Raw genomic sequence first — 23934 nt, forward strand, 5'->3', positions numbered from 1 at the left:
AACGCCACGACGGACGTTCCCGTGCTTCTAGCTTAGCGCATGCCGGGCAACATGCCCTTCATGCCGCGCATCATCTTTTGCAGATTGCCGCCCTTCAGCTTTTTCATCATCGTGCGCATCTGGTCGTACTGATTCAGCATGCGGTTGACTTCCTGCACCTGGACGCCCGCGCCCGCAGCGATGCGGCGCTTGCGGGTGGCCTTGATCAGGTCGGGCTTCGCGCGTTCGAGCGGCGTCATCGAGTTGATGATGCCTTCCATGCGGCGCATCTGCTTTTCTGCCTGACCCATGTCGGCGCCGGCGGCGGCTTGCTGGAATTGTGCGGGGAGCTTGTCCATCAGCGACGACAGGCCGCCCATCCCCTTCATTTGCGTGAGCTGCGCGCGGAAATCGTTGAGGTCGAAGTCGCCGCCTTTCTTGACCTTGTCGGCGAGCTTCTGCGCGGCTTGCACGTCGACGCCGCGCTGCGCCTCTTCGACGAGCGCGAGAATGTCGCCCATGCCGAGAATCCGGCTCGCCATCCGGTCGGGGTGGAACACTTCGAGACCGTCGAGCTTTTCGGCGACGCCGACGAACTTGATCGGCTTGCCCGTCACGTGACGCACGGACAACGCCGCGCCGCCGCGCGAATCGCCGTCGAGCTTGGTGAGCACCACGCCGGTGAGCGGCAGCGCGTCGCTAAATGCCTTGGCGGTGTTCACCGCGTCCTGGCCGAGCATCGCGTCGACCACGAACAGCGTTTCCGCCGGCTTCAGCGTGCTGTGCAGCGCGGTGATTTCCGCCATCATCGCTTCGTCGATACCGAGACGGCCGGCGGTGTCGACCAGCAGCACGTCGTGATAGTGACGCTTGGCCCAGTCGACCGCGGCGATCGCGATGTCGACCGGTTTCTGATCAGGTTCCGACGGGAAGAAATCCGCGCCGACCTGTTCCGTGACTGTTTTCAACTGCGCGATAGCGGCAGGGCGATAGACGTCGCACGAAACAGTCAGGACTTTTTTCTTGTATTTCTCGCGCAGCAGCTTGGCGAGCTTGCCGACCGTGGTAGTTTTACCTGCGCCTTGCAGACCCGCCATCAGGATGACGGCCGGCGGCGTGACCGCGAGATTCAGCTCGGCAGCCTTGCCTTCGTAGTCGCCGCCGATGATCGCGGTCAGCTCGCGCTGCACCACGCCGACGAGCGCCTGACCCGGCGACAGACTGCTGATGACCTCCTCGCCGAGCGCCTTTTCCTTCACCTTGGCGATGAACTCGCGCACGACGGGCAGCGCCACGTCGGCCTCGAGCAGCGCGAGGCGAACTTCGCGCAACATTTCCTGGGTGTTCGCCTCGGTGAGCCGGGCTTCGCCGCGCAGCGTCTTGACGACGCGCGCCATCCGTTGAGTCAGATTGTCGAGCATGGGGAGCGATGAACAGTGCGGCCCGCGCAGCACGCGAAGTAGAAGACGTCGCGGAGTTGGGGCCTAGTGTAAACTTCGAATATGGATATTGTACTGTATGCCCTCACTGCGCTCCTCTACGGTGGTCTTGCCGTAGCCGGCTGGCGCTCGCACCGGCAAGCCGCGTTGCGCCCCATGCTCGAAAGCGTGCCGCCGATGCCGGTCGCCGCAGCGTCGTCGACGGTGTCGGCGGCGTCCGGCATGAGCACGTCGGGCCGTGCGCTGCTGTGCGTCGCGCTGCTGGCCCACGGTGTGCTGCTCCATACCACGATCTTTCCGCAGAACGCGATGGTGTTCGGTTTCGCGTTCGCGCTGTCGGCGATGTTCTGGCTCGGCGCCGGCATCTACTGGATCGAGAGTCTGTTCTTTCCGCTCGACGGGCTGCGTCTGCTGGTGCTGCCGCTCGCCTGCATCGCCTCTTTATTGCCGCTGGCGTTCAACGGTGTGCGCGTGCTGCCGTATTCGGCCGCGCCGATGTTCAAGCTGCACTTCCTGATCGCCAACATTGCGTATGGTCTGTTCGCGATCGCCGCGCTGCACGCGATCCTGATGCTGCTGGTGGAGCGCCGTTTGCACGCGATGCGCGGCGGTGTCGCGCAGCGGCATGCGGCCGCAGCGGGGAACGGCTGGCTGTCGAGCTGGCTCGATACGCTGCCACCGCTGCTGACTTTGGAGAAGCTGCTATTCCGTCTGATCGGCGCAGGCTTCGTGCTGCTCACGCTCACGCTGGTGTCGGGCATTCTGTTCAGCGAGCAACTGGTCGACCGCGCATTGCGGCTCGATCACAAAACCGTTTTTGCGATTCTTTCCTGGGTGATGTTCGGCGCGCTGCTGACCGCGCGCAAGGTGTCCGGCTGGCGCGGCCGTGCGGCGTTGCGCTGGGTGCTGGCGTCGTTCGTCGCGTTGCTGCTGGCGTACGTCGGCAGCCGTTTCGTTTTCGAGGTGCTGTTGCACCGTGCTGTAGTGTGAGTCTCCTGACATGCGACAAATTTTTCTGCTGATCCTGTTATTCTTCGTCGGCCAGTGGCTGGTCAAGGCGCTGCGTCGTCATGACGCGCAAACGGCCCAACGCACCGGTGCCGGTGCCGGTGCAAAAGGTCCGAACGGTCCCAACGGTCCGAACGGCGCTCCTCGCAGCCCCAACGCGCCGCAAGCGCAGCCGCAACTCGCCGAGCCGATGATCCGTTGTGCCGAGTGCGGCGTGCATGCGCCGAAGAGCGACTCCGTGGTGGTGGCGGGGCAGCCGTTCTGCAGCGCCGCGCACGCGCAGCGTTACGGCGCGCATCCGACCGGCCGCGACGCTCGATGAGCGTCGAGTTCACCGTCGATGCCGACGGTTGGGTCGCCGCCGCACGCAAACTGCCATCGCCGAATTTCGAAGCGCGACCTGAAGGGGCCGTGCCGACGCTGATCGTCGTTCACAACATCAGCTTGCCGCCCAACGAGTTTGGCGGCACGGCGATCGCCGAACTGTTCCTCAATACGCTCGACTGCGACGCTCACCCGTACTACGACACGCATCTGCGCGGCGTGCGAGTGTCCGCGCATTTCGTGATTCATCGCGACGGCGCGCTCGAACAATTCGTGTCCTGCAACGAGCGCGCATGGCACGCGGGGCCGTCGAATTTTTTCGGCCGCGAACGCTGCAATGATTTCTCGATCGGCATCGAACTGGAAGGCAGCGACACCATCGCTTTCGAAGCCGCGCAATACACCACGCTCAGCGCGCTCGTCACAGCGCTGAAGGCTCGCTATCCGGTCGAGGCGCTCGCGGGTCACTCCGACATCGCCCCCGGTCGCAAGACCGATCCCGGGCCCTATTTCGAGTGGCTGCGCCTGCAGGAAGACACCGCGCTCGCCGCTCAGTATTTCCCCTATCTCAAGTTTTCCAAAACACCGTAACGACCCTTCGCGCGCGCTCGCGTGATGCGTGGAGAACGAGGCGCCATCTCGTTCTCCGGGGAGTCGGCTGGGCGCGCCGCTATCCAAAAGTCAAGCTATCGAAAGCAAATAAATCGGTTTGACCTGTCTTGAAACTCCACTATACTTGGTGCCACAAAATCAGTTTCGCACTATATCTTGTGTTGTGCTGTGCATAACCGTGTGAATAAGTGGGTGCGCAACTGGTGCATAAGTTAGCGGCGCCCCGCTCCCGGAGCATGGCGCCGCAAGCATTTCAGGCAGCGAAAAAATTCCTGCGGCGCGGCCGGTGGATATCTCCGGCGGCACCCAGAAGTATTCAGGAAAGGGGCTTGGCAAAGTGATCGCGACATACACGGTGAAGACCGTCATCAATTCGAATCAGGCTTCATCGCAGTCGCATCCCGCTAACCGGCCCGGCCGGTCCCGTCGGCTCTTTTCCTTCTCCCAATCGCTCGCCGTCGCGCAGCGTTCGTTTTAATCCGCAACATTTCCAGGACCAGGAGCTTTGCACATGCAAACCACCGACAACGTGACGACCCGCTACGAGGGTTCACCGACTGGCCAGGCTTTCGGCCAGGCACAAGGCGCACAGTCGCTCGCGCCGCAAGCGACGTACGCCGACTACAAGGTGATCCGTCGTAACGGCAGCGTCGTGTCGTTCGAACCGTCGAAAATCGCCATCGCCGTGACGAAGGCTTTTCTGGCCGTGAACGGTGGTCAAGGTGCGGCATCCGCACGCGTGCGCGAACTGGTCGAGCAACTCACGCAGAACGTGGTGCGCGCGCTGCTGCGCAGCCGTCCGAACGGCGGCACGTTCCATATCGAAGACATCCAGGATCAGGTCGAGCTCGCGCTGATGCGCGGCGGCGAGCACAACGTCGCGCGTGCGTACGTGTTGTATCGCGAGAAGCGCACGCAGGCGCGCGGTCATGACGACCAGATCGTCGCCAACACGCCGGGCCTGAACGTCACGGACAACGGCGTCACGCGTCCGCTCGACATGGCGGCACTGCGCGGCATCATCGAACTGGCGTGCTCGAACCTGGGCGACGCGGTCAGCGCCGATCCGATCATCGCGGAAACGGTGAAGAATCTGTACGACGGCGTGCCGATGGGCCAGGTCTACGACTCGGCGATTCTGGCTGCCCGCACGATGATCGAGAAAGACCCGGCATACAGCCAGGTCACCGCGCGCATCCTGCTGCACACGATCCGCCGCGAGATCCTCGAAGAGGAAGTCACGCAAACGGAAATGGCCGACCGCTATGCCGAGTACTTCCCGCAGTTCATCAAGCGCGGCATCGGTGCCGGCCTGCTCGACGACAAGCTCCAGCAGTTCGACCTGAAGCGCCTCGGCGCCGCGCTCGACAACAGCCGCGACCTGCAGTTCGGCTACCTCGGTCTTCAAACGCTGTATGACCGCTACTTCCTGCATCACGACGGCGTGCGCATCGAAATGCCGCAGGCATTCTTTATGCGTGTCGCGATGGGTTTGTCGCTGAACGAGATCGACCGCGAAGCGCGCGCCATCGAGTTCTACAACATCCTGTCGAGCTTCGACTTCATGTCGTCCACGCCGACGCTGTTCAATTCGGGCACGCATCGCTCGCAACTGTCGTCGTGCTACCTGACCACGGTCGACGACGACCTCGACGGCATCTACGAAGCGCTGAAGGAAAACGCGCTGCTGTCGAAGTTCGCCGGCGGTCTGGGCAACGACTGGACGCGCGTGCGTGCATTGGGTTCGCACATCAAGGGCACCAACGGCAAGTCGCAAGGCGTGGTGCCGTTCCTGAAGGTGGTCAACGACACGGCGGTTGCCGTGAACCAGGGTGGCAAGCGGAAGGGCGCGGTTTGCGCGTACCTGGAAACGTGGCACCTGGACATCGAAGAATTCCTCGAGCTGCGCAAGAACACCGGCGACGACCGTCGTCGCACGCACGACATGAACACGGCGAACTGGATTCCCGATCTGTTCATGAAGCGCGTGCACGAAGGCGGCGACTGGACGCTGTTCTCGCCGTCCACCTGTCCGGATCTGCACGACAAGTTCGGCGCTGAATTCGAAACGGCTTACACGGCTTACGAAGACAAGGTCGCGCGCGGCGAGATCAAACTGTTCAAGAAGATTCCGGCGGCGCAACTGTGGCGCAAGATGCTGGGCATGCTGTTCGAAACCGGCCACCCGTGGATCACGTTCAAGGATCCGTGCAATGTGCGCTCGCCGCAACAGCACGTCGGCGTCGTCCATTCGTCGAACCTGTGCACGGAAATCACGCTGAACACCAGCGACGCCGAAATCGCCGTCTGCAACCTGGGCTCGGTGAACCTCGTCGCGCACCTGAAGGAACAGGCCGACGGCACGCTGGTGCTCGACCACGACAAGCTGAAGCGCACGGTCAGCGTCGCGATGCGCATGCTCGACAACGTGATCGACATCAACTACTACGCGGTCGCCAAGGCGCGTAACTCGAACCTGAAGCATCGTCCGGTCGGCTTGGGCATCATGGGCTTCCAGGACTGCCTGCATCTGCTGCGCACGCCGTATGCGTCGGAAGAAGCGGTCAAATTCGCCGACACGTCGATGGAAGCGGTCTGCTACTACGCTTACTACGCGTCGACGGAACTGGCGCAGGAGCGCGGCCGTTACTCCAGCTACCGCGGTTCGCTGTGGGATCGCGGCATCCTCCCGCAAGACTCGGTGAAGCTGCTGGCCGAAGCACGCGGCGGTTATGTCGAAGTCGATTCGAGCGAATCGATGGACTGGACCGAACTGCGTTCGCGCATCGCCACCTACGGCATGCGCAACTCGAACTGCGTGGCGATCGCGCCGACGGCGACGATCTCGAACATCATCGGCGTGTCGGCTTGCATCGAACCGACGTTCCAGAATCTGTATGTGAAGTCGAATCTGTCGGGCGAATTCACGGTGGTCAACGACTACCTGGTGCGCGACCTGAAAGAACGCGGCCTGTGGGACGAAGTGATGGTCGCCGACCTGAAGTATTTCGACGGCACGCTGTCGCGTATCGACCGCATCCCGGCCGACCTGCGCGCGATCTACGCGACCGCGTTCGAACTCGATCCGGTGTGGCTGGTTGAAGCGGCATCGCGTCGTCAGAAGTGGATCGACCAGGCGCAGTCGCTGAACATCTACATGGGTGGCGCGTCGGGTAAGAAGCTCGACGAAATCTACAAGCTCGCCTGGGTGCGCGGTCTGAAGACCACGTACTACCTCCGCACGATGGCGGCGACGCACGTCGAGAAATCGACCGTGGCGCACGGCGCGTTGAATGCGGTGAGCTCGGGTGCGGGTTCGGGCGGCGAAGGTTCGGGCGGTGCTGCAGGTGGCGCGGCAGGTGGTTTCGGTGCGAACAACGGCGCGGCTGGTGGTGCCGCGGGCGGCTTTCAGGCTGCAGCGGCCACGTCAGCAGTCGCGGTTGAAGCAGCGCCGGAAGCGGATGGTCCGGTGTGCATGATGCGTCCGGGCGACCCGGGCTTCGACGAATGCGAGGCTTGCCAGTAAGCGCGAGTCGGGCAGGCGGCGCGCAGCAGGATCGTTGCTTGCTGACGGGTTGTAGGTAATGACCCGCATGCAGCGAGCAGCGAACCTGGCAGATGCGCTGTTGAAGTGAGGTCGCTGAATGAAGTCGATGAGTGAAGTAGAAGCGCGGTGCGGCGATGCAGATAAAAATCGCGCCGCTCTTCGAAAACGAGGCGACAGATTCAGACAGACGAAAGCAGCTCGGTAGTCGGCAGGCAGCAGCAAGCATCCGGCAACACACACGAAGCGCTCGACATGAAGCGCTCAGCAAACGGCGCGATCGAAGGTTCGATCAACAGCGCGATCAATCCAACCCGCGACATGCATCGCTCGACATTGCATTGAACTTCACTTCGCCGACGCTGACGAACCAGCAGACGAAGGCAAGCGCAAGACACTGCAAACGCGCTCCGCAATACAGATAGATAGAGCAGCGAAATGTCGCTTCGACACGTTGCTCTTCGAGTTCGTGAAGCACCTCGACGACACACGTTCAACACGCTTCACACGAGGCAACGCACAGGGTCTCTCGAACAAAGTGTTGTATGAACGTAGCAACGCGAATCGAAAACAGGATTTTTCATCAGCGAAGGCTTTTATCGCTCGTGAAAAGATGGTACAAACCGTTCTAAATTGATGGTGACATTTATGCTCAACTGGGATGACGAGATCACTGCCGTAACTCCCTCGAGCGCTACGCAACAGAACGTGTTGCGCAACGCTGCGGGATCGGCTGTCGGTTCGCAAGTCGGAACACGTTCCGCTCCCCACGCTCCCTCGGCTCAAGAAGTGTTCGCGAACGACATCGCTGTCGCTCCCGCTGCTTCCGTTTCTCCCGCTGCTTCCACCGAAGCGCGAGTCAACGTTGCCGACAAGCGCATCATCAACGGCCAGACCGACGTCAATCAGTTGGTGCCGTTCAAATACAAGTGGGCCTGGGAAAAGTATCTGGCTGGTTGCGCCAACCACTGGATGCCGCAAGAAGTGAACATGTCGCGCGACATCGCCCTCTGGAAAGACCCGAACGGTCTGACCGAAGACGAGCGCCGCATCGTCAAGCGCAACCTGGGCTTCTTCGTGACGGCCGATTCCCTCGCCGCCAACAACATCGTGCTGGGCACCTACCGCCATATCACGGCGCCCGAATGCCGCCAGTTCCTGCTGCGCCAGGCATTCGAAGAGGCGATCCACACGCACGCTTACCAGTACATCGTCGAATCGCTGGGTCTCGACGAAGGCGAAATCTTCAACGCGTATCACGAGGTCTCCTCGATCCGCGCGAAAGACGAATTCCTGATTCCGTACATCCACGTGCTGACCGATCCGGGCTTCAAGACCGGCACGCTCGAAGCAGACCAGACGCTGCTGCGTTCGCTGATCGTGTTCGCCTGTGTGATGGAAGGCCTGTTCTTTTACGTCGGCTTTACGCAAATCCTGGCGCTGGGTCGCCAGAACAAGATGACCGGCGCGGCGGAACAGTACCAATACATCCTGCGTGACGAGTCGATGCACTGCAATTTCGGCATCGACCTGATCAACCAGATCAAACTCGAAAACCCGCAACTCTGGACGGCTGAGTTCCGCGCGGAAATCCGCGAGATCTTCCAGCAAGCGGTCGAACTTGAATATCGTTACGCCGAAGATACGATGCCGCGCGGGGTGCTCGGCCTCAACGCGTCGATGTTCAAGAGCTATCTGCGTTTCATCTGCAACCGCCGTTGCCAGCAGATCGGTCTCGATCCGCTGTACCCGAACGAGGAAAACCCGTTCCCGTGGATGAGCGAGATGATCGACCTGAAGAAGGAACGCAACTTCTTCGAGACGCGAGTGATCGAATATCAGACTGGCGGCGCGCTGACCTGGGAGTGATCCGGGTTCGCGTCGTCGATGTATTCATCGATGGGGATGCCGTGGGCTTCGGCCGCGGCAATTATGCTTAGGAGCAGAATCGCCTGATGCAAAGCATGCCCGGTGCGCCGCGCGAGGTCGCGGCCCACAACCATGACTGGCACTTTGCGAACCCTTCAGTGGGATGGGCAAACTTCCCCCCGGAAAAAGCCGCTGGCGTCGCTGCCGGCGGCCCGATCAAGCAATTGCCGGCGCTGGGTTCCAGCGCCGAACAGATCTGGCGCGCGGTGTCCATGGACCCCGCGCGCCTTACCGCATTCATTAGCGTAAGCGCGCAGCACCTGCGTACGCCGATGAATAGCCCGCTTCGTAGCGCGCGCCCTGAGAAGCGTCCGCGGGAAGCGGGTTTTGACGAAGGGTGTAGTTTGAACTGATCTCATCTGAAAACCTGAAGGAGAAAATGATGGCAACTGCAAAAAAAGCCGCAGCTAAGAAACCCGCAGCGAAGAAGGTTGTAGCCAAGAAGGCTGCACCGGCTAAGAAGGCTGCTCCGGCAAAGAAAGTCGCTGCAAAGAAAGTCGCAGTGAAGAAGGTCGCAGCTAAGAAGGGAGCACCGGCGAAGAAGGTTGCAGCGAAGAAAGCTGCTCCGGCCAAGAAGGTTGCAGCCAAGAAAGTCGCAGTGAAGAAGGTTGCGGCGAAGAAGGCAGCACCGGCAAAGAAAGCTGCAGTGAAGAAGGTTGCAGCGAAGAAGGCCGCACCGGCGAAGAAGGCTGCAGCCAAGAAGGCCGCGCCGGCTAAGAAGGCTGCTGCGAAGAAAGCCGCACCTGCGAAAAAGGCTGCTGCCAAGAAAGCTGCGCCTGCGAAAAAGGCTGCTGCTAAAAAGGCTGCGCCTGCCAAGAAGGCTGCTCCTGCGAAGAAGGCTGCCGCTCCTGCGAAGAAGGCTGCCCCTGCGAAGAAGGCTGTCGCCAAGAAGGCGGCTCCCGCACCCGCAGCGACTTCCGTCTCGAGCGCACCGGCGGCGACGGTGAAGACCGCGCTGAACCCGGCAGCGGCATGGCCGTTCCCGACGGGCAGCCGTCCGTAATTGGCGGACAGGCAGTCGAGCACTTCGACACGTTGTATCAGGTGTCGATGATCGAGTAGCGCTTAAGTAGCACCAGCAGTACGACCGAGCGCTACTCGGTCAGGGTCCCGTTGCCGGGTTTCCGGCGACGGGATTTTTTTCGTCCTGTGATTTTGTTAGCACTCGCGAACGGGCGCCCGAAGAGGACGCCCCCTGCGAGACGCTTGCCGACGGCGGCATCAAAACGTACAGACGAAAAAAACGCATGCACAGGGGAGGGCATGCGTGTGAGGTCGCCGCAGCGGCGCGTACAGCGCGGCCGCGCGAGAGGGGAAAGCGTTAGTGCGTGACGCGCGTCACGCCGCCACTGGAGAGCAGACGGACACGTTCGCCCGCGCGGAAGATTTCGCCGGTGGCGCTCTGCGTGATCGCGCGCAGGTCGCCGTTGTCGAGTCGCACGGTGATCTCGAGACCGTCGTGTACCGCGACGCCGTTCTCGACCGCATTGCCCGCCACCGCACCAGCGAGACCGCCGATGATCCCGGTGACGATCGAACCACGGCCGCCGCCGATCGCACTGCCGGCGACCGCGCCGAGAGCGCCGCCGCCGATTGCGCCGAGACCGCTCGGCTGACCGTTGTTCGAGCTGATCTTCACGGCGCGGACGCTGTCGACCGTGCCCATGCGAACCGTCTCTTCACGTTGAGCCTGCGACGCCGTGTAGACGTCTGCAGAGCTGCTGTTGTACGCGCACCCGGACATTGCCAGTGAACCGGCAATCAAGGCGGCCACTATCAGGCGGCTGGTTGTTTTCATTCCCTAACTCCAATAGCTCCCGGTATTACTGCAGGTCGTATCCGAACGCCTGCTTGAACCGTTCGTTGATCTCCGCCCGGCTGGGCGCGTAGTTTTGCGGACCTTGCTGTTCGATCTTCAGCGCACCCATCAGGCTCGCGAGACGCCCGGTGGTCGCCCAGCCGAGCTTGTTCTCGATGCCGTACAGCAGGCCGCCGCGAAACGCGTCGCCGCACCCTGTAGGGTCGAGCACTTGCCGTGCCTTCACTGCCGGAATGTCTTCGATGCCGCCCGCGTGATGAATCCGCGCACCTTCTTCGCCGAGCGTGACGATCAGCGCTTCGACCTTGCCGGCAATTTCTTCGATCGACCAACCCGTTTTGTTGCTCACCAGTTTGGCTTCGTAATCATTGACTGCTACGTAAGTAGCAAGTTCAATCACGCGCCGCAGCGTCGGCCCATCGAAGAGCGGCAGACCCTGACCCGGATCGAAGACGAACGGCACGCCGGCCGCGGCCAGATGCTCCGCGTGCTGAACCATCGCGTCGAAGCCGTCCGGTCCGACGATGCCGAGCGTGATGCCCTTCGCTTCGTCCGCGCGGTTCAGATGCGCCTGCATCATCGCGCCGGGGTGGAACGCGGTGATCTGATTGTTTTCGAGGTCGGTGGTGATCATCGCCTGCGCGGAGTAGGTGTCCGGCACGACCAGCACGTTTTCCGTCGACAGGCCGAGCTGCGCGAAGCGCTCCATATAGCGCTGCGCGTCGATCGCGCCGAGCGCGCCCATGATGCGCGCGTTGCCGCCGAGCAGATGCAGCGAGTAAGCGATGTTGCCCGCGCAGCCGCCGAATTCGCGGCGCATCGTCGGCACCAGAAAACTCACGTTCAGGATGTGGACCTGCTCCGGCAGGATGTGCTCCCGGAAGCGGCCTTCGAAGGTCATGATGTTGTCGTAGGCGAGCGAGCCGCAAATGAGCGTAGCCAAGGCGAGCGTTCCCGTAAAAATCGATGGATGAAATGTGCGCGACGATGTGACAGCGCCGCGCACGAAGCGCGGCGCCGGGGTTCGTGCGCGAAGGTTTTACTTCAGCGCGGCGAGCGCTGCGTCGTAGTTCGGCTCGTTCTTGATTTCGCCGACCAGCTCAGCGTGCACGACATTGTCGTTTTCGTCGACGACCACCACCGCGCGTGCCGTCAGGCCCGTCAGCGGGCCGCTCGTCACGTCGACGCCGTACGCTTGCGCGAACTCGTGGCCGCGGAACGTCGACGCGGTGACGACGTTCTCGATGCCTTCGGTCGTGCAGAAGCGCGACGCGGCGAACGGCAGGTCGCCCGACACCACGATCACCGCGGTGTTGCTCAGCTTGGCTGCGGCTTCGTTGAACTTGCGGGTCGACGTTGCGCAGGTCGGCGTGTCGAGGCTCGGCACGATGTTCAGCACTTTGCGCTTGCCGGCGAAGTCGGTCAGCGACAACGTCTTCAGATCCTTGCCGACCAGCGAGAAGGCGGGCGCTTTCTGGCCCACCGACGGGAACGTGCCGGCTACTTCGATCGGGTTGCCACCCAGCGTGACTTGACTCATGGTGTTGTGCTCCGGAAAGTCGTCAGAAATGACGGTGAATGCGCCCGGTCGAGGCCGGACGCGCGAGAGTGCGTTACGGATAAAAGATCTGTACGCGGAAATTGGAGGCGACCGCGTTGCCTGTGTCGAGGTGCACGATCATGGTTTGCGTCGTGTGCGCGGGCAGACCCGCGGCGATCGGCGTGCCGGGCGCGACGTAGTCTTGCGGCCACAGCACGCGGCGCACGGCGACATTGTTCTGCTCGTCGAGCAGCGTGAGTTCGATCGCAGGATAAGCCAGTGCGACGTTGAAGCGATTGCGCAGCGGCATCTTCAGTTCGAGCTTGTGCGGGCCATCGATCTGGCGCAGATCGGACGGTTCGACCTGCAAGCCGTCGATGTCGTGCGGCGGCGTGACCTGGCAGCCGAACTGCGCGCAAGCCTTCACGTAAAGCGACTGCGAACGCGGGAAATAGACCAGCACCGTTTCGCGCTGCCACCACGCGAGTTGCGCGAGCAGCGCGATCACCAGCAGCGCCGCGACCACCGAGCCGAGAATGATCCAGCCGACGCGGCGTGGTTCCGCCGGCCGGGTTTCACGAACCACGGGGAACGGATCGACGCCGTCCTGGACCGGCGGCCTGACCGTGAACGGCTCGCCGCTGGAACCGGCGGCGGGTGGCGCTGAAGCGGCTGTGCCGAATGCGCTCGTACTCGCGTTCGAGCTTACCTCGGCCCCGGCGGCCGTGCCGAACGCTGCAGTGCTCGCTCCCGCCGCGGTGCCCAAACCTGCTTCACTCCCGGTGGAGGAACTCGCGCCGAAATGCGGTTCGTTGTCCGGAATGCCGCCATGCAAGCTCGCCGCTGCACCGAGCACAGGCTCATCATCAGCATGTTCGGAAGGGCGTTCGGTTTTGTGCCAGACCCGTGGCGCTTCGTCAGCCGATGCGGGTTCGACCGGCCGCACAAAAGGCTCACGCGGTGCGTCCGACGGCGGATCTTCCGCATAGGCGAACGGTTCGAGCGGTGCATCCGCGAGAATGGGTTCGTGGTCGGCAGGAATCGGCGCAGTGAAGGCGCTCGGCGGCAGTTCGGGCTCGATGGCGTGACGCGGCGTGACGGCGACGCCCGCACCGGTGGAAACCGGCGTGAGCGGCACATTGCCTGCGTTGTGCCGCAGACGGTTGTCGATTGTGGCGTCGGGGGCGGCCGCCCAGGGGTCCCACGCTTCCGCGCTGAAATCGGGGCCTTGCGGACGTATGCCCGACAAAGACTCGATCGCCGCAGCCGCGGCGATCGGCCTCGCGCTGGCGAAGTCGCCGTTCTCGTTCAACTCGAACAGGCTGCTCGACGCGTCGAATACTTCATGGCAATGCCCGCAGCGCACAAGTCCGCGGCGCAGCGCGAGCTGCGCCGGTTGCAGGCGGAAGACGGTTTCGCAGAAGGGGCAGCGCGTCGCCAGGAGCATATCGAGCCGGTAAGCCGAAAGGCTGTTGATTGGACAATACGCCCTATTCTAATGGCTTTCGCGGCGCGTTCCGGTGAGACATACCCAGCCTTCGTGTTCGCGCCATACGCCGATGTCGATCCAGCGCGCGTAGACCTGCGCCACTTCATCCGCTTGCCGCGCGAGAATGCCCGACAGCGCGATGCGTCCGCCCGGCTTCACCTTCGACGAAAGCATCGAAGCCATCAGCTTCAGCGGATTGGACAGGATGTTGGCGACCACGATATCGAACTCGCCGCTCGGACAATCGTCAGGCAAACCGTACGTGACTTCCGCGCGATTGCGCTCGCTGTTGTAGCGCGCCGATTCGACCGCTTGCGGGTCGATATCGATGCCGTACACCGGATTCGCGCCGCACTTCTTCGCGAGGATCGCGAGGATGCCCGAGCCGCAGCCGTAGTCGAGCAACGACTGCTCCGGCTTGACCGACTGTTCCAGCCATTCCATGCACAACCGCGTGGTAGGGTGGCTGCCGGTGCCGAAGGCGAGGCCCGGATCGAGTTCCAGCACGAGGGCGGTGGGGTCCGGCGCGTCGTGCCAGGACGGCACGACCCAGATGCGTTCGCCGATCGAAATCGGATCGAATTGCGACTGCGTGAGGCGCACCCAATCCTGTTCTTCGACTTCCCGCACCGTAAATGCAGGCGCGGCTTCCAGCCCGATTTCGTTGGCCGCCGCGGTGAGCAGCACCGCCGGCTCGTGTTCCGGAGCCAGCAGCGCGATCACGCGCGAACGCTGCCATGCAGTGCGATCCGGCGTGAGACCGGGCTCGCCGAACAGCGGCTGTTCGTCGGGCGTGTCGGCATCCGCATCTTCAACCGACACGGACAGCGCGCCCAACTCGAGCAGTGCGTCGGAAAACTCCTCCGCGTGCTCGCGTGCCAGCTCGGCGATCAGTTCCCGGTAGCTCATGGGTTACGCTTCTTCCGGCGCGGCCTGCAGCTTCGCGGCCAGACGGTTTTCGAGGTAATGGATGCTGGTGCCGCCTTCGACGAACTTCGCGTCCAGCATCAGCTCTCGGTGCAGCGGGATGTTGGTCTGAATGCCTTCCACCACCATTTCCGACAGCGCGATGCGCATCCGCTTGATCGCCTGCTCGCGCGTTGCGCCGTAAGCGATCAGCTTGCCGATCATCGAATCGTAGTTCGGCGGCACGAAATAACCATTGTAGGCGTGCGAATCGACGCGGATGCCGGGGCCGCCCGGCATGTGCCACGACGTCAAACGTCCCGGCGACGGAATGAACTTGAACGGATCTTCCGCGTTGATACGGCATTCGATCGCGTGACCCTTGAACACGATGTCGCGCTGACGGAACGCGAGCTTTTCGCCGGCCGCGATACGGATCTGTTCCTGGACGATGTCGACGCCCGTGATCAGTTCGGTGACCGGATGCTCGACCTGCACGCGCGTGTTCATTTCGATGAAGTAGAACTCGCCGTTTTCGTACAGGAACTCGAACGTACCCGCGCCAAGATAGCCCATCTTCTTGCAGGCGTCCGCGCAACGATCGCCGATGCGGTCGATCAGGCGGCGCGCGATGCCCGGCGCCGGCGCTTCTTCGATCACTTTCTGATGGCGTCGCTGCATCGAGCAATCGCGCTCGCCCAGCCAGATCGCGTTCTTGAACGAATCGGCGAGGATCTGGATTTCGATGTGCCGCGGGTTCTCCAGGAATTTCTCCATGTAGACCTGCGGGTTGCCGAACGCACGGCCGGCTTCTTCGCGTGTCATGTTGACCGCGTTGACTAGCGCAGCTTCCGTGTGGACCACGCGCATGCCGCGGCCACCGCCGCCGCCGGCGGCCTTGATGATCACCGGATAGCCGACCTGGCGGGCAATTTTCACGATCTCTTTCGGATCTTCCGGCAACGCGCCTTCAGAACCCGGCACGCAAGGCACGCCGGTCTTGATCATGGTTTGCTTCGCGGTCACCTTGTCGCCCATCATCCGGATCGTTTCCGGGCGCGGGCCGATGAAGGTGAAGCCGGACTGCTCGACGCGTTCCGCGAAGTCCGCGTTTTCCGACAGGAAGCCGTAGCCGGGGTGAATCGCTTCGGCGTCCGTCACTTCGGCCGCGCTGATCAGCGCCGGCATGTTCAGGTAGCTCAGATTCGAAGGCGCCGGGCCGATACAGACGGCCTCGTCGGCGAGCTTCACGTACTTGGCTTCCTTGTCGGCTTCCGAATAGACGACGACGGTCTTGACGCCGAGTTCGCGGCAGGCGCGCTGGATACGAAGCGCGATCTCGCCACGATTGGCAATGAGGATTTTTTCAAACATAGCGGGTTTTCGACTCATCAATGGGTACCGGGTTGATCGCAACGCCGGCTACCTCAGAGGATCGGTCGCGCGCCCCAAAGGCGGACGCGCGGACGGCAGGCGCACATGAAGCGCAAAGCGTGCCGCGTCAGCCAACCACGAACAGCGGTTGGCCGTACTCGACCGCCTGGCCATTTTCGACGAGGATTTCCTTCACCACGCCGGACTTGTCCGACTCGATTTCGTTGAGCAGCTTCATCGCTTCGATGATGCAGATCGTCTGGCCTTCCTTGACCGTGTCGCCCACCTGGACGAACGGATCGGCGCCCGGCGACGGTGCGCGGTAGAACGTGCCGACCATCGGCGAGGTCACCACGTGGCCTTGCGGCGCTGCGGCGGCCGGCGTAGCGGCTGCGGCTGCTGCAGCCGGTGCTTCGCCGCCGACGGCCGGCGCCGGTTGCGCGTACTGCGGCGCGTACGAAGCGGACGGTTGCACGTAAACCGGCGGCGCATTCTTGACGATGCGGACCTTGCCCTCGCCCTCGGTCACTTCGAGTTCGGAAATACCGGACTCGGAGACGAGGTCGATCAGAGTTTTCAGTTTACGTAGATCCATCAGGAAGCCCCTTTCAATGCGTGAAGTGCCGGCGCGTGCAAGCGTGCAGTACCCGGCTCAAATTAGACGTGTTTGGAATCAGCCGCGCGACGACCCGGCGGCGAGCCGGTCGAGCGCGAATTCGAGCGCGTATAGATATCCCTTCCAGCCGAGGCCGCAAATGACGCCCTCTGCCTGGTCGGAGAAATACGAGTGATGCCGGAACGGTTCGCGGCGATGTACGTTCGACAGATGAATCTCGACGAACGGGATGCCGACCCCCGCCAGTGCGTCCCGAATGGCCACGCTGGTGTGCGTGTACGCGGCGGGATTGATCAGTATGAAATCGGTTTGTTCGGTCCGGGCGGATTGGATGCGATCGACCAGAGCGCCTTCGTGATTGCTCTGGAACGACGCGAGCTCGACACCGGCATCCGCTGCGCGGTCCGCCAGCGCCTGATCGATCTGCGGCAGGGTCACCCGACCATAAACCTCGGGTTCCCGGGTGCCGAGAAGGTTGAGGTTAGGGCCGTGCAGTACCAGCAGTCGCGTCATGGTCGCTTCTATTTCCGTGGAGTTGGGCGCACTTTAGCGCTGATTAGAGAAACTTGTCTAGTTTCCCGCGCGTTCGGATCGATGTTGGCGGCTTTTTGCCGCCGCGCCGGGCGCCCATCTTCTCTCAAATCTGCGCGAATTGCGCCTAATTTCGCGCGTCTCGCCAGCATTCAAGCGTTAAAAGATTGTGAAATTTAAAGGGCGTCGAGCGTCTGTTTTAGGTCTTTCGGGACGATTTGGCCTAATTTTGTCGAGCGAACGTTGCCTTTAGCGTCGATTACGACGGTGAAAGGCAATCCGCCCGCGTTATTGCCGAACGCGCGCGCGAGGTCGGCGCCGCCGAAGCCGGTGACATAGACCGGGTAGGCGACCTTGACCTTCTGCAGGAACGCCTGGACGTTTTTGTCCGAATCGACGCCAAGTCCGACGAACTGGATTCCTTTCTTCGCATAGTCGCGCTGAAGCTGTGACAGCGCGGGCATCTCTTCGACGCACGGACCGCACCACGACGCCCAGAAGTTGACGACGATCGGGTGACCTTTGAGGATGGCCAGCGATTGCGGCTTGCCGTCGACGGTGGTCACCGGCGCGGCCCAAAGCTGGTCGACCGCGCTCGCCGACGATGCGGGTTGCGCTGCGTGCGCGACTTCCGGGTCGCCGCCGCTCAACCAGTGATTGGCCAGCACACCGCCGCCCGCGGCGGCTATCGCGATCACCGCGCCTGCCAGAATCCGTGTCGTGTTCATCGTGGTCTATCTAATTAGGTGAAGGAGTGACGTCGCTGCTGTCGAGCAGCATCCGCACGGCCTGGAGATTGGCGCGAGCGGTGCGGCCGCGTGCGTCGGCCCGGACCGCGCCGCGCAGGTCGTCCGTTTCGTACAGCGCGACGTGGATGCCGACCGGCGCCGCGTCGGCCTTTTCGTTTTCGGGGCGCCACAGGAAGCTGAGCGTTTCCACATAGCCGCGTCCGGCGAAGTGCCGTGTTTCGGACACGTCGTATTGAATGTTGGCGTTCAGGAAGTAGATCGCGACTTCTTTCGGGTTGTCGCAGAACGCCTGAAGGTGAATGTCCGAGTGTTCGCCGGCTGTGCCGCCGAGTACCGCGCCGGTCAGATACGGATTGAAGGGCGCGAGACGCTGCATCCAGTCGATGGCGACGCGCCGCAGGCGGCGTAGCAGTTCGGGCTGGCTGTCGCCCTGAAACAGCGATTGATACTCGCGGATTTCTTCTTCGATCTGGTCGTTATCCGGCAGCCATTCGCCGGCAACACGGCTCTCGCCGACTACCTGCCGTGCCGCTTTACGCTTGGCCGTGGCGTAGTCCAGACCGTCTTCGGCGATCATCCGGGCAGCGGCGATGGCGATTTCCTCGCGTACCCGCTGGGGATCGAAATGAGATTTGCGAACCATCCCGGAATCATACTAGAGAATGATGACAGGCCTTTCTGGAGGGGCATGCGGGAGGCGGGCTTCCGGCCGCCGGGCGGCAGCGGGTTCACAGGGCAAAACCCGCGGGCTTGCCCGTTGTCCTGTTCGCGGGGCGAGCGGAAGGCGTCGGTTACAATAGCGTCCTTTGCGGACGGTCGTTTCGGCCGTTCCTGCGCACTCACATCCCTCGCAAAAAACGCCCGCGCGGCACGACAGGCTTATGCATATCCACATCCTCGGTATCTGCGGCACGTTCATGGGCGGACTCGCGGTCCTCGCGCGCGGCGCGGGCCACACGGTGACGGGCTGCGACGCCGGCGTCTATCCGCCGATGAGCACACAGCTCGAGGCGCAAGGCATTCGTCTGATCGAAGGTTATGGCGCGGATCAGTTGGGCGGGCTGAACGCGGATCTGTTCGTGATCGGCAACGTGGTCTCGCGCGGCAATCCGCTGATGGAAGCGATTCTCGATCGAGGTCTGCCGTATGTGTCCGGCCCGCAATGGCTCGGCGAGCACGTGCTGAACGGCAAATGGGTGCTGGCCGTGGCCGGCACGCACGGCAAGACCACCACCAGCTCGATGCTGACCTGGCTGCTCGAAGACGCGGGCCTCAATCCAGGCTTCCTGATCGGCGGCGTGCCGTTGAATTTCGGCGTGTCGGCACGGCTGACCGATTCGAGCTTTTTCGTGATCGAAGCCGACGAGTACGACACCGCCTTCTTCGACAAGCGCTCCAAATTCGTTCATTACCGGCCCAAAACCGCGGTGCTGAACAACCTCGAGTTCGATCACGCCGATATTTTCCCGGATCTCGCCGCGATCGAAACGCAGTTTCATCATCTGCTGCGCACGGTGCCGGGCATCGGCCGGGTGGTCACGAACGGTCGCGAAGATGCGCTCGAGCGTGTGCTCACGCGCGGCTGCTGGAGCGAGGTCGAGCGTTTCGGCGTGCAGGGCGGCTGGGAAACCTTGCCGGCGGAAGACGGCGTGCCGGTCGACGAGCGTTTTGCCGTGTATCACAACAGCGAACGCGTCGGCGTGGTCGAGTGGCAGGTGCAGGGTGAGCACAACCGGCTGAACGCGCTTGCCGCGATTGCCGCCGCGCGCCATGTCGGCGTGCCGCCGGCACAGGCCGCGAAATCGCTGACGAGCTTTCGCAACGTGAAGCGGCGCATGGAAGTGCGCGGCAGCGTCGACGGCGTGACCGTCTACGACGACTTCGCGCACCATCCCACCGCGATCGACACCACCGTGGCCGGGCTGCGGGCGCGCGTCGGCCGCGAGAATACGCGGATCCTCGCGGTGCTCGAGCCGCGCTCGAACACGATGAAGCTCGGTGTGATGAAAGCGCAATTGCCGGCGAGTCTCGCCGACGCCGATCTGGTGTTCGGCTACGGCGCGCCAACCGGGCGCGACGCGCTCGGCTGGGATCTTGGCGAAGCGCTCGCGCCGCTCGGCGGCAAGGCGCAAGCTTTCGACAATCTCGACGCGCTCGTCAAAGCCGTGGTGCACGCGGCGCGCCCCGGCGACCAGGTTCTGGTGATGAGCAACGGCGGCTTCGGCGGCGTGCATCAGAAGCTGCTCGATGCACTTTCCGCGCGAGGCGCCTCGTGATTCTCTATCTGCACGGTTTTCGCTCGTCGCCGAATTCGTTCAAGTCGCGTGTGCTGGCGGCGCGGCTCGCCGAACTCGGCCGCAGCGACGAATGGTGTTGCCCGATGCTGCCGGTTTCGCCGCTCGAAACCATCGCGCTTGCCGAATCGCTGGTGGCGGCGGCAAAGCCCAACAACGTCGTGCTGATCGGCAGTTCGCTGGGCGGCTTTTTCGCCACGCATCTGGCCGAGAAACACGGCTGGCCGGCGGTGCTGCTGAATCCGGCGGTGGTGCCGCAGCGCGACCTGAGCGCGTATCTCGGCGAGCAGCCGTTGTGGCAAGGCGGCGGCAGTATCGTCGTCGAGCCGCATCATCTGGACGAGTTGCGCTCGCTCGGCGTCGCCGCGATCACGCGCCCGGAACGCTATTATTTGCTGGCCGCCACCGGCGACGAAGTGCTCGACTATCGCGAAATGCTCGCGCACTATCGCGGCGCGCGCACTACGCTGATTGAGGGCAGCGACCACGCGATCAGCGAGTTTCCGCAATACGTCGACGATGTGCTGGCGTTTTGCGACGCCGAAGACATCGAGCCGCCGGCGCCGCGCGAAGCTGCCTGAGCCTGATTAGCTGACGGGCAAGCCGTCGATCACCAGTTTCATCCCGCCGGCGCGCGCGTATCGCGCCGCGGAGCCACTACCACGAACACGTTGCCGAGCCGCGCGGGCAGCGACCGCCAGTCGGGCTTTCGACCAGGTTGGACGCGTCGGCAGATGCAAGTCAGAACGAGAGTATTGAGTGAACGTTTTCTTCGAGGAATCGGGCAGTTTCAAGGCGGGCAGCGTGCTGTCGCGCCAGGGCGACGCATTTCAGGTCGAGTTGCCGGGCGGCCGGCGCGCCAAGGTGCGCTCGAAAGATGTGTTGATCGAGTTCGAAAAACCGAGTGCCGCTGAACTGATTCAGCAGGCGGATGCCGCCGCGCAGGAGATCGATCTGGACTTCCTGTGGGAATGCGCGCCGGAAGACGAGTTTCCGTTTGCGACGCTCGGCGCCGAATACTTCGGCGAGGGCTTCGGTGCGATCGAGCGTGCCGCGCTGGTGCTGCGCATGCACGGCGCGCCGGTGTATTTCCGTCGCAAAGGCCGCGGCATGTATCAGCGCGCGCCGCAGGAGCAACTGCAGATGGCGCTCGCCGGTCTCGAGCGCAAGCGGCAGCAGGCGCTGGTGCAAGCCGGTTACGAGGACGAGCTGAAGGCCGGCCGTCTGCCCGAAGGGTTCAGCGGCAGCAAGGCGCTGGCGTTGCTCACGCGGCCGGACAAGAACACGATCGAATACAAGGCGCTCGAAGGCGCGGCCGCCGCGCGTGGTATTTCGCAGGCGCGTCTGATGCTGGAGTGCGGCGCGATTCCGTCTGCGCGCGCACTGCATGAGGCGAAGTTCCTGTCGGAGTTCTTCCCGCATGGCACTGGCTTTCCGCCGGTCACCGTCGGCGCGTTGCCGGAAGATTTGCCCGAAGCCGACGTCGAGGCATTCTCGATCGACGACGTCACCACTACTGAAATCGACGACGCGTTCTCCGTCGAGCATCTGGCCGACGGCCGCGTGCGGATCGGCGTGCACATCGCGGCGCCGGCGCTCGGCATCGAACGCGGCGACGAAGTGGATGCGATTGCGCGCACACGTCTGTCGACCGTTTATATGCCGGGCGACAAGATCACAATGCTGCCGGACAGCGTCGTGGAAGCGTTCACGCTGGCCGAAGGCGGCTTGCGGCCGGCGCTTTCGCTGTACGTGATCATCAATCGCGAGACGCAGGAGATCGTGGCGAGCGAGACGCGCGCCGAGCGCGTGTTCATCAAGAACAATCTGCGTCACAACACGCTCGACGAACTGGTTACTGAAGAAGCGCTCGCTGCCGGCACCGGCGACTATCCGCACAAGGAAGACATCGCGGTGCTGTGGCCGTTCGCGCTGGCGCTGTTCGAGAAGCGGCAAACCGCGCGCGCCGGTTACGGCCTGCGTCGCGAAGTGCAGCGCAACACCGATTTCAATTTCTACGTGGAAGGCGAGCACATCACGATCACGCCGCGCCGGCGTGGGTCGCCGCTCGACACGATCGTGGCCGAGCTGGCGATTCTGGCGAACTCGTCGTGGGGCGCGTTTCTGCACGACCACGGCGTGCCCGGCATCTATCGCACGCAGCGCGCGTTCGGCGCGCCGACCGGCCCGAAGCGCACGCGCATGCAGACCAACGCCGCGCCGCATGAAGGGCTCGGCGTCACGCAATACGCGTGGAGCACGTCGCCGCTGCGTCGTTACGTCGACCTGGTGAATCAGTGGCAATTGCTCGCGTGCGTGCAGCATGGCGTGACCGCGAAGCTCGCCGCGCCGTTCAAGCCTAAAGACGCGGATCTGTTCGCCGTCGTGCAAGGTTTCGACGACACCTACACCGCTTACGCCGATCATCAGCGTCGCATGGAGTACTTCTGGTGTCTGCGCTGGTTGAAGCAGGAGAACCGCAAGCAGGTGGTGGCGTCGGTGGTGAAGGGCGATCTGGTGCGGCTCGAAGAGATTCCGCTGCTGCTGCACGTGCCGGGTCTCGGCGTGCATGCACGCGGTACGCGTTTGCAGATGGAAGTGATGTCGCTCGACGAGCTCACGGTGGAAGCGTCGGTACGCTTGCTGCACGTGCTCGACGCGCCGACCGTGACGAGCGGCGGCGAGGCTGAGGAAGCCGATGACGGCGACGACAGCGAAGAAGAAATCATCGACGCCGCTGACGAAAGCGCCGAAGGCGAAGCTGAAGCACAGGCCGAGGCTGACATCGAAGGCGGCGCGGCAGCGGAAGGTGAAGGCGGTGCGGACAACGACGCGGACAATGCCGTCGACAACAACGCGGATGCCGGCGACGTAGCGGCCGATCAGCAGCACGTCGCGGAGCCGGGACGATGAGCGGACACGAGGTACGCGATCGCTATGCGGTGATCGGCAATCCGGTCGGCCACAGCAAATCGCCGTTCATTCACGGCCGCTTTGCCGCGCAGACTGGCGAGCCGGTCGAGTATGGTCACCTGCTCGCGCCGGTGGATGCATTCGTGCCGCACGTGCGCGCGTTCATCGAAGCGGGTGGCCGCGGTCTGAACGTGACGGTGCCGTTCAAGCTCGACGCGCACGCGTTTGCCGACACGCTTTCGCCACGTGCCGCGGCTGCGGGTGCGGTGAACACCTTGCGTTTCGATGCAGACGGCGTCTATGGCGACAACACGGATGGCTTCGGCCTCGTGCGCGATATCGAAGTGAATCTTGGCGTGCCGTTGAAGGGCGCGCGCATTTTGCTGCTCGGCGCGGGCGGCGCGGCGCGTGGCGTGGTGCTGCCGATGCTAGACCGTGCGCCGCATACGCTGACGATCGTCAACCGGACGGCGCAGAAGGCGGACGCGCTGGTCGAGCAGTTTGCGCCGGCCGCGCGCGAAGCGGCGTGTCGTCTGACCGGCGGCAGTGCGCGCGCGATCGACGCGGGCGCCTACGACGTGATCGTCAACGCAACGGCGGGGAGCCTCGATGCGTCGCTGCCTGAATGCGACGACCGCGCGTTCGGTGCGGGCACGCTTGCTTACGACATGATGTACGGCGCTCATCCGACCGTGTTCATGGAGCATGCGCGCAAGCTTGGCGCGCGTGGGGCGGACGGGCTCGGGATGCTGGTTGAGCAGGCGGCCGAATCGTTTTATGTGTGGCGTGGTGTGCGGCCTGATGGTGCGCCTGTGCTGGCGGAATTGCGTGCGTTGCTGAGTGCGCCGTCGCACGCGTAGAACGTCGC

23 protein-coding genes are annotated in these 23934 nt (G+C 63.2%); 12 read left to right on the top strand and 11 right to left on the bottom strand.

Annotation, left to right across the window (positions count from 1 at the left end; genetic code table 11):
• Nucleotides 1–32 precede the first annotated feature (32 nt).
• Nucleotides 33–1400: a signal recognition particle protein gene (gene ffh, locus PQQ51_RS00245; RefSeq protein ID WP_408493845.1), complete on the bottom strand. Its 1368-nt coding sequence runs from the start codon at nucleotides 1398–1400 to the stop codon at nucleotides 33–35.
• 81 nt (nucleotides 1401–1481) lie between these two features.
• Here ffh and PQQ51_RS00250 point away from each other — a divergent pair, with 81 nt between their 5' ends.
• From PQQ51_RS00250 to PQQ51_RS00285, 8 genes are all read left to right on the top strand, one after another.
• A complete protein-coding gene (locus PQQ51_RS00250) occupies nucleotides 1482–2408 on the top strand; it encodes a cytochrome C assembly family protein (RefSeq protein WP_408493846.1) in 927 nt (308 codons plus the stop codon).
• Nucleotides 2409–2418: 10 nt separating this feature from the next.
• The gene (locus PQQ51_RS00255; protein WP_408493847.1) at nucleotides 2419–2748 is read left to right on the top strand and encodes a PP0621 family protein; all 330 of its coding nucleotides are present in this window, start codon (nucleotides 2419–2421) and stop codon (nucleotides 2746–2748) included.
• Nucleotides 2745–3341, top strand: coding sequence for a 1,6-anhydro-N-acetylmuramyl-L-alanine amidase AmpD (gene ampD / locus PQQ51_RS00260; RefSeq protein WP_408493849.1), 597 nt, complete (start codon nucleotides 2745–2747; stop codon nucleotides 3339–3341). Before PQQ51_RS00255 ends, ampD begins: the two co-directional genes overlap by 4 nt.
• Nucleotides 3342–3648: 307 nt before the next feature.
• Nucleotides 3649–3840 (top strand): hypothetical protein, encoded by a 192-nt coding sequence (locus PQQ51_RS00265; RefSeq protein WP_408493850.1) that lies wholly within the window; start codon nucleotides 3649–3651, stop codon nucleotides 3838–3840.
• Nucleotides 3841–3873: 33 nt separating this feature from the next.
• Nucleotides 3874–6888, top strand: a complete 3015-nt coding sequence (locus tag PQQ51_RS00270; RefSeq protein ID WP_408493851.1) for a ribonucleoside-diphosphate reductase subunit alpha — start codon at nucleotides 3874–3876, stop codon at nucleotides 6886–6888.
• Between the two features lie 666 nt (nucleotides 6889–7554).
• A complete protein-coding gene (locus PQQ51_RS00275; protein WP_408493853.1) occupies nucleotides 7555–8775 on the top strand; it encodes a ribonucleotide-diphosphate reductase subunit beta in 1221 nt (406 codons plus the stop codon).
• A gap of 86 nt (nucleotides 8776–8861) precedes the next feature.
• Complete coding sequence (locus PQQ51_RS00280; protein WP_408493855.1) at nucleotides 8862–9188, top strand: hypothetical protein; 327 nt, start codon at nucleotides 8862–8864, stop codon at nucleotides 9186–9188.
• A 29-nt stretch (nucleotides 9189–9217) separates the two neighbouring features.
• Nucleotides 9218–9838 carry a histone H1-like DNA-binding protein gene (locus PQQ51_RS00285; protein ID WP_408494280.1) on the top strand — a complete coding sequence of 207 codons (621 nt, stop codon included), beginning with the start codon at nucleotides 9218–9220 and terminating at the stop codon, nucleotides 9836–9838.
• 318 nt (nucleotides 9839–10156) lie between these two features.
• Here PQQ51_RS00285 and PQQ51_RS00290 read toward each other — a convergent pair whose 3' ends face one another.
• The 10 genes from PQQ51_RS00290 to PQQ51_RS00335 form a co-directional block, all read right to left on the bottom strand.
• The gene (locus PQQ51_RS00290; protein ID WP_408493856.1) at nucleotides 10157–10633 is read right to left on the bottom strand and encodes an outer membrane lipoprotein; all 477 of its coding nucleotides are present in this window, start codon (nucleotides 10631–10633) and stop codon (nucleotides 10157–10159) included.
• Nucleotides 10634–10658: 25 nt separating this feature from the next.
• A complete protein-coding gene (locus tag PQQ51_RS00295) occupies nucleotides 10659–11597 on the bottom strand; it encodes a carbohydrate kinase family protein (protein WP_408493858.1) in 939 nt (312 codons plus the stop codon).
• 96 nt (nucleotides 11598–11693) lie between these two features.
• Nucleotides 11694–12194: a thiol peroxidase gene (tpx, locus tag PQQ51_RS00300; RefSeq protein ID WP_408493859.1), complete on the bottom strand. Its 501-nt coding sequence runs from the start codon at nucleotides 12192–12194 to the stop codon at nucleotides 11694–11696.
• Nucleotides 12195–12267: 73 nt separating this feature from the next.
• On the bottom strand, nucleotides 12268–13641 hold the full coding sequence (locus PQQ51_RS00305; RefSeq protein ID WP_408493860.1) for a zinc-ribbon and DUF3426 domain-containing protein: 1374 nt from the start codon (nucleotides 13639–13641) through the stop codon (nucleotides 12268–12270).
• A gap of 48 nt (nucleotides 13642–13689) precedes the next feature.
• The gene (prmA, locus tag PQQ51_RS00310) at nucleotides 13690–14592 is read right to left on the bottom strand and encodes a 50S ribosomal protein L11 methyltransferase (protein WP_408493861.1); all 903 of its coding nucleotides are present in this window, start codon (nucleotides 14590–14592) and stop codon (nucleotides 13690–13692) included.
• Between the two features lie 3 nt (nucleotides 14593–14595).
• Entirely contained in the window at nucleotides 14596–15963 is a 1368-nt protein-coding gene (gene accC / locus PQQ51_RS00315; protein ID WP_408493863.1) for an acetyl-CoA carboxylase biotin carboxylase subunit, read from the bottom strand.
• A gap of 127 nt (nucleotides 15964–16090) precedes the next feature.
• Nucleotides 16091–16558, bottom strand: coding sequence for an acetyl-CoA carboxylase biotin carboxyl carrier protein (gene accB, locus PQQ51_RS00320; protein ID WP_408493865.1), 468 nt, complete (start codon nucleotides 16556–16558; stop codon nucleotides 16091–16093).
• A 78-nt stretch (nucleotides 16559–16636) separates the two neighbouring features.
• Entirely contained in the window at nucleotides 16637–17092 is a 456-nt protein-coding gene (aroQ, locus tag PQQ51_RS00325) for a type II 3-dehydroquinate dehydratase (RefSeq protein WP_091799017.1), read from the bottom strand.
• 194 nt (nucleotides 17093–17286) lie between these two features.
• A complete protein-coding gene (locus PQQ51_RS00330) occupies nucleotides 17287–17838 on the bottom strand; it encodes a TlpA family protein disulfide reductase (RefSeq protein WP_408493867.1) in 552 nt (183 codons plus the stop codon).
• Between the two features lie 10 nt (nucleotides 17839–17848).
• The gene (locus PQQ51_RS00335; RefSeq protein ID WP_408493869.1) at nucleotides 17849–18502 is read right to left on the bottom strand and encodes a UDP-N-acetylmuramate--alanine ligase; all 654 of its coding nucleotides are present in this window, start codon (nucleotides 18500–18502) and stop codon (nucleotides 17849–17851) included.
• 238 nt (nucleotides 18503–18740) lie between these two features.
• Between PQQ51_RS00335 and mpl the strand changes: the two genes are divergently transcribed.
• The 4 genes from mpl (at nucleotide 18741) to aroE (ending at nucleotide 23926) form a co-directional block, all read left to right on the top strand.
• On the top strand, nucleotides 18741–20135 hold the full coding sequence (mpl, locus tag PQQ51_RS00340; protein ID WP_408493871.1) for a UDP-N-acetylmuramate:L-alanyl-gamma-D-glutamyl-meso-diaminopimelate ligase: 1395 nt from the start codon (nucleotides 18741–18743) through the stop codon (nucleotides 20133–20135).
• Nucleotides 20132–20734, top strand: a complete 603-nt coding sequence (locus PQQ51_RS00345) for a YqiA/YcfP family alpha/beta fold hydrolase (protein WP_408493872.1) — start codon at nucleotides 20132–20134, stop codon at nucleotides 20732–20734. The genes mpl and PQQ51_RS00345 overlap by 4 nt, the downstream gene beginning before the upstream one ends.
• Before the next feature lie 178 nt (nucleotides 20735–20912).
• Nucleotides 20913–23066 (top strand): ribonuclease catalytic domain-containing protein, encoded by a 2154-nt coding sequence (locus PQQ51_RS00350; protein ID WP_408493873.1) that lies wholly within the window; start codon nucleotides 20913–20915, stop codon nucleotides 23064–23066.
• Nucleotides 23063–23926, top strand: a complete 864-nt coding sequence (gene aroE, locus PQQ51_RS00355; RefSeq protein WP_408493874.1) for a shikimate dehydrogenase — start codon at nucleotides 23063–23065, stop codon at nucleotides 23924–23926. The genes PQQ51_RS00350 and aroE overlap by 4 nt, the downstream gene beginning before the upstream one ends.
• The last annotated feature ends 8 nt before the right edge of the window (nucleotides 23927–23934 follow it).

This window comes from Paraburkholderia xenovorans (assembly GCF_046030735.1).
Taxonomy (GTDB): Bacteria; Pseudomonadota; Gammaproteobacteria; order Burkholderiales; family Burkholderiaceae; genus Paraburkholderia; species Paraburkholderia xenovorans_A.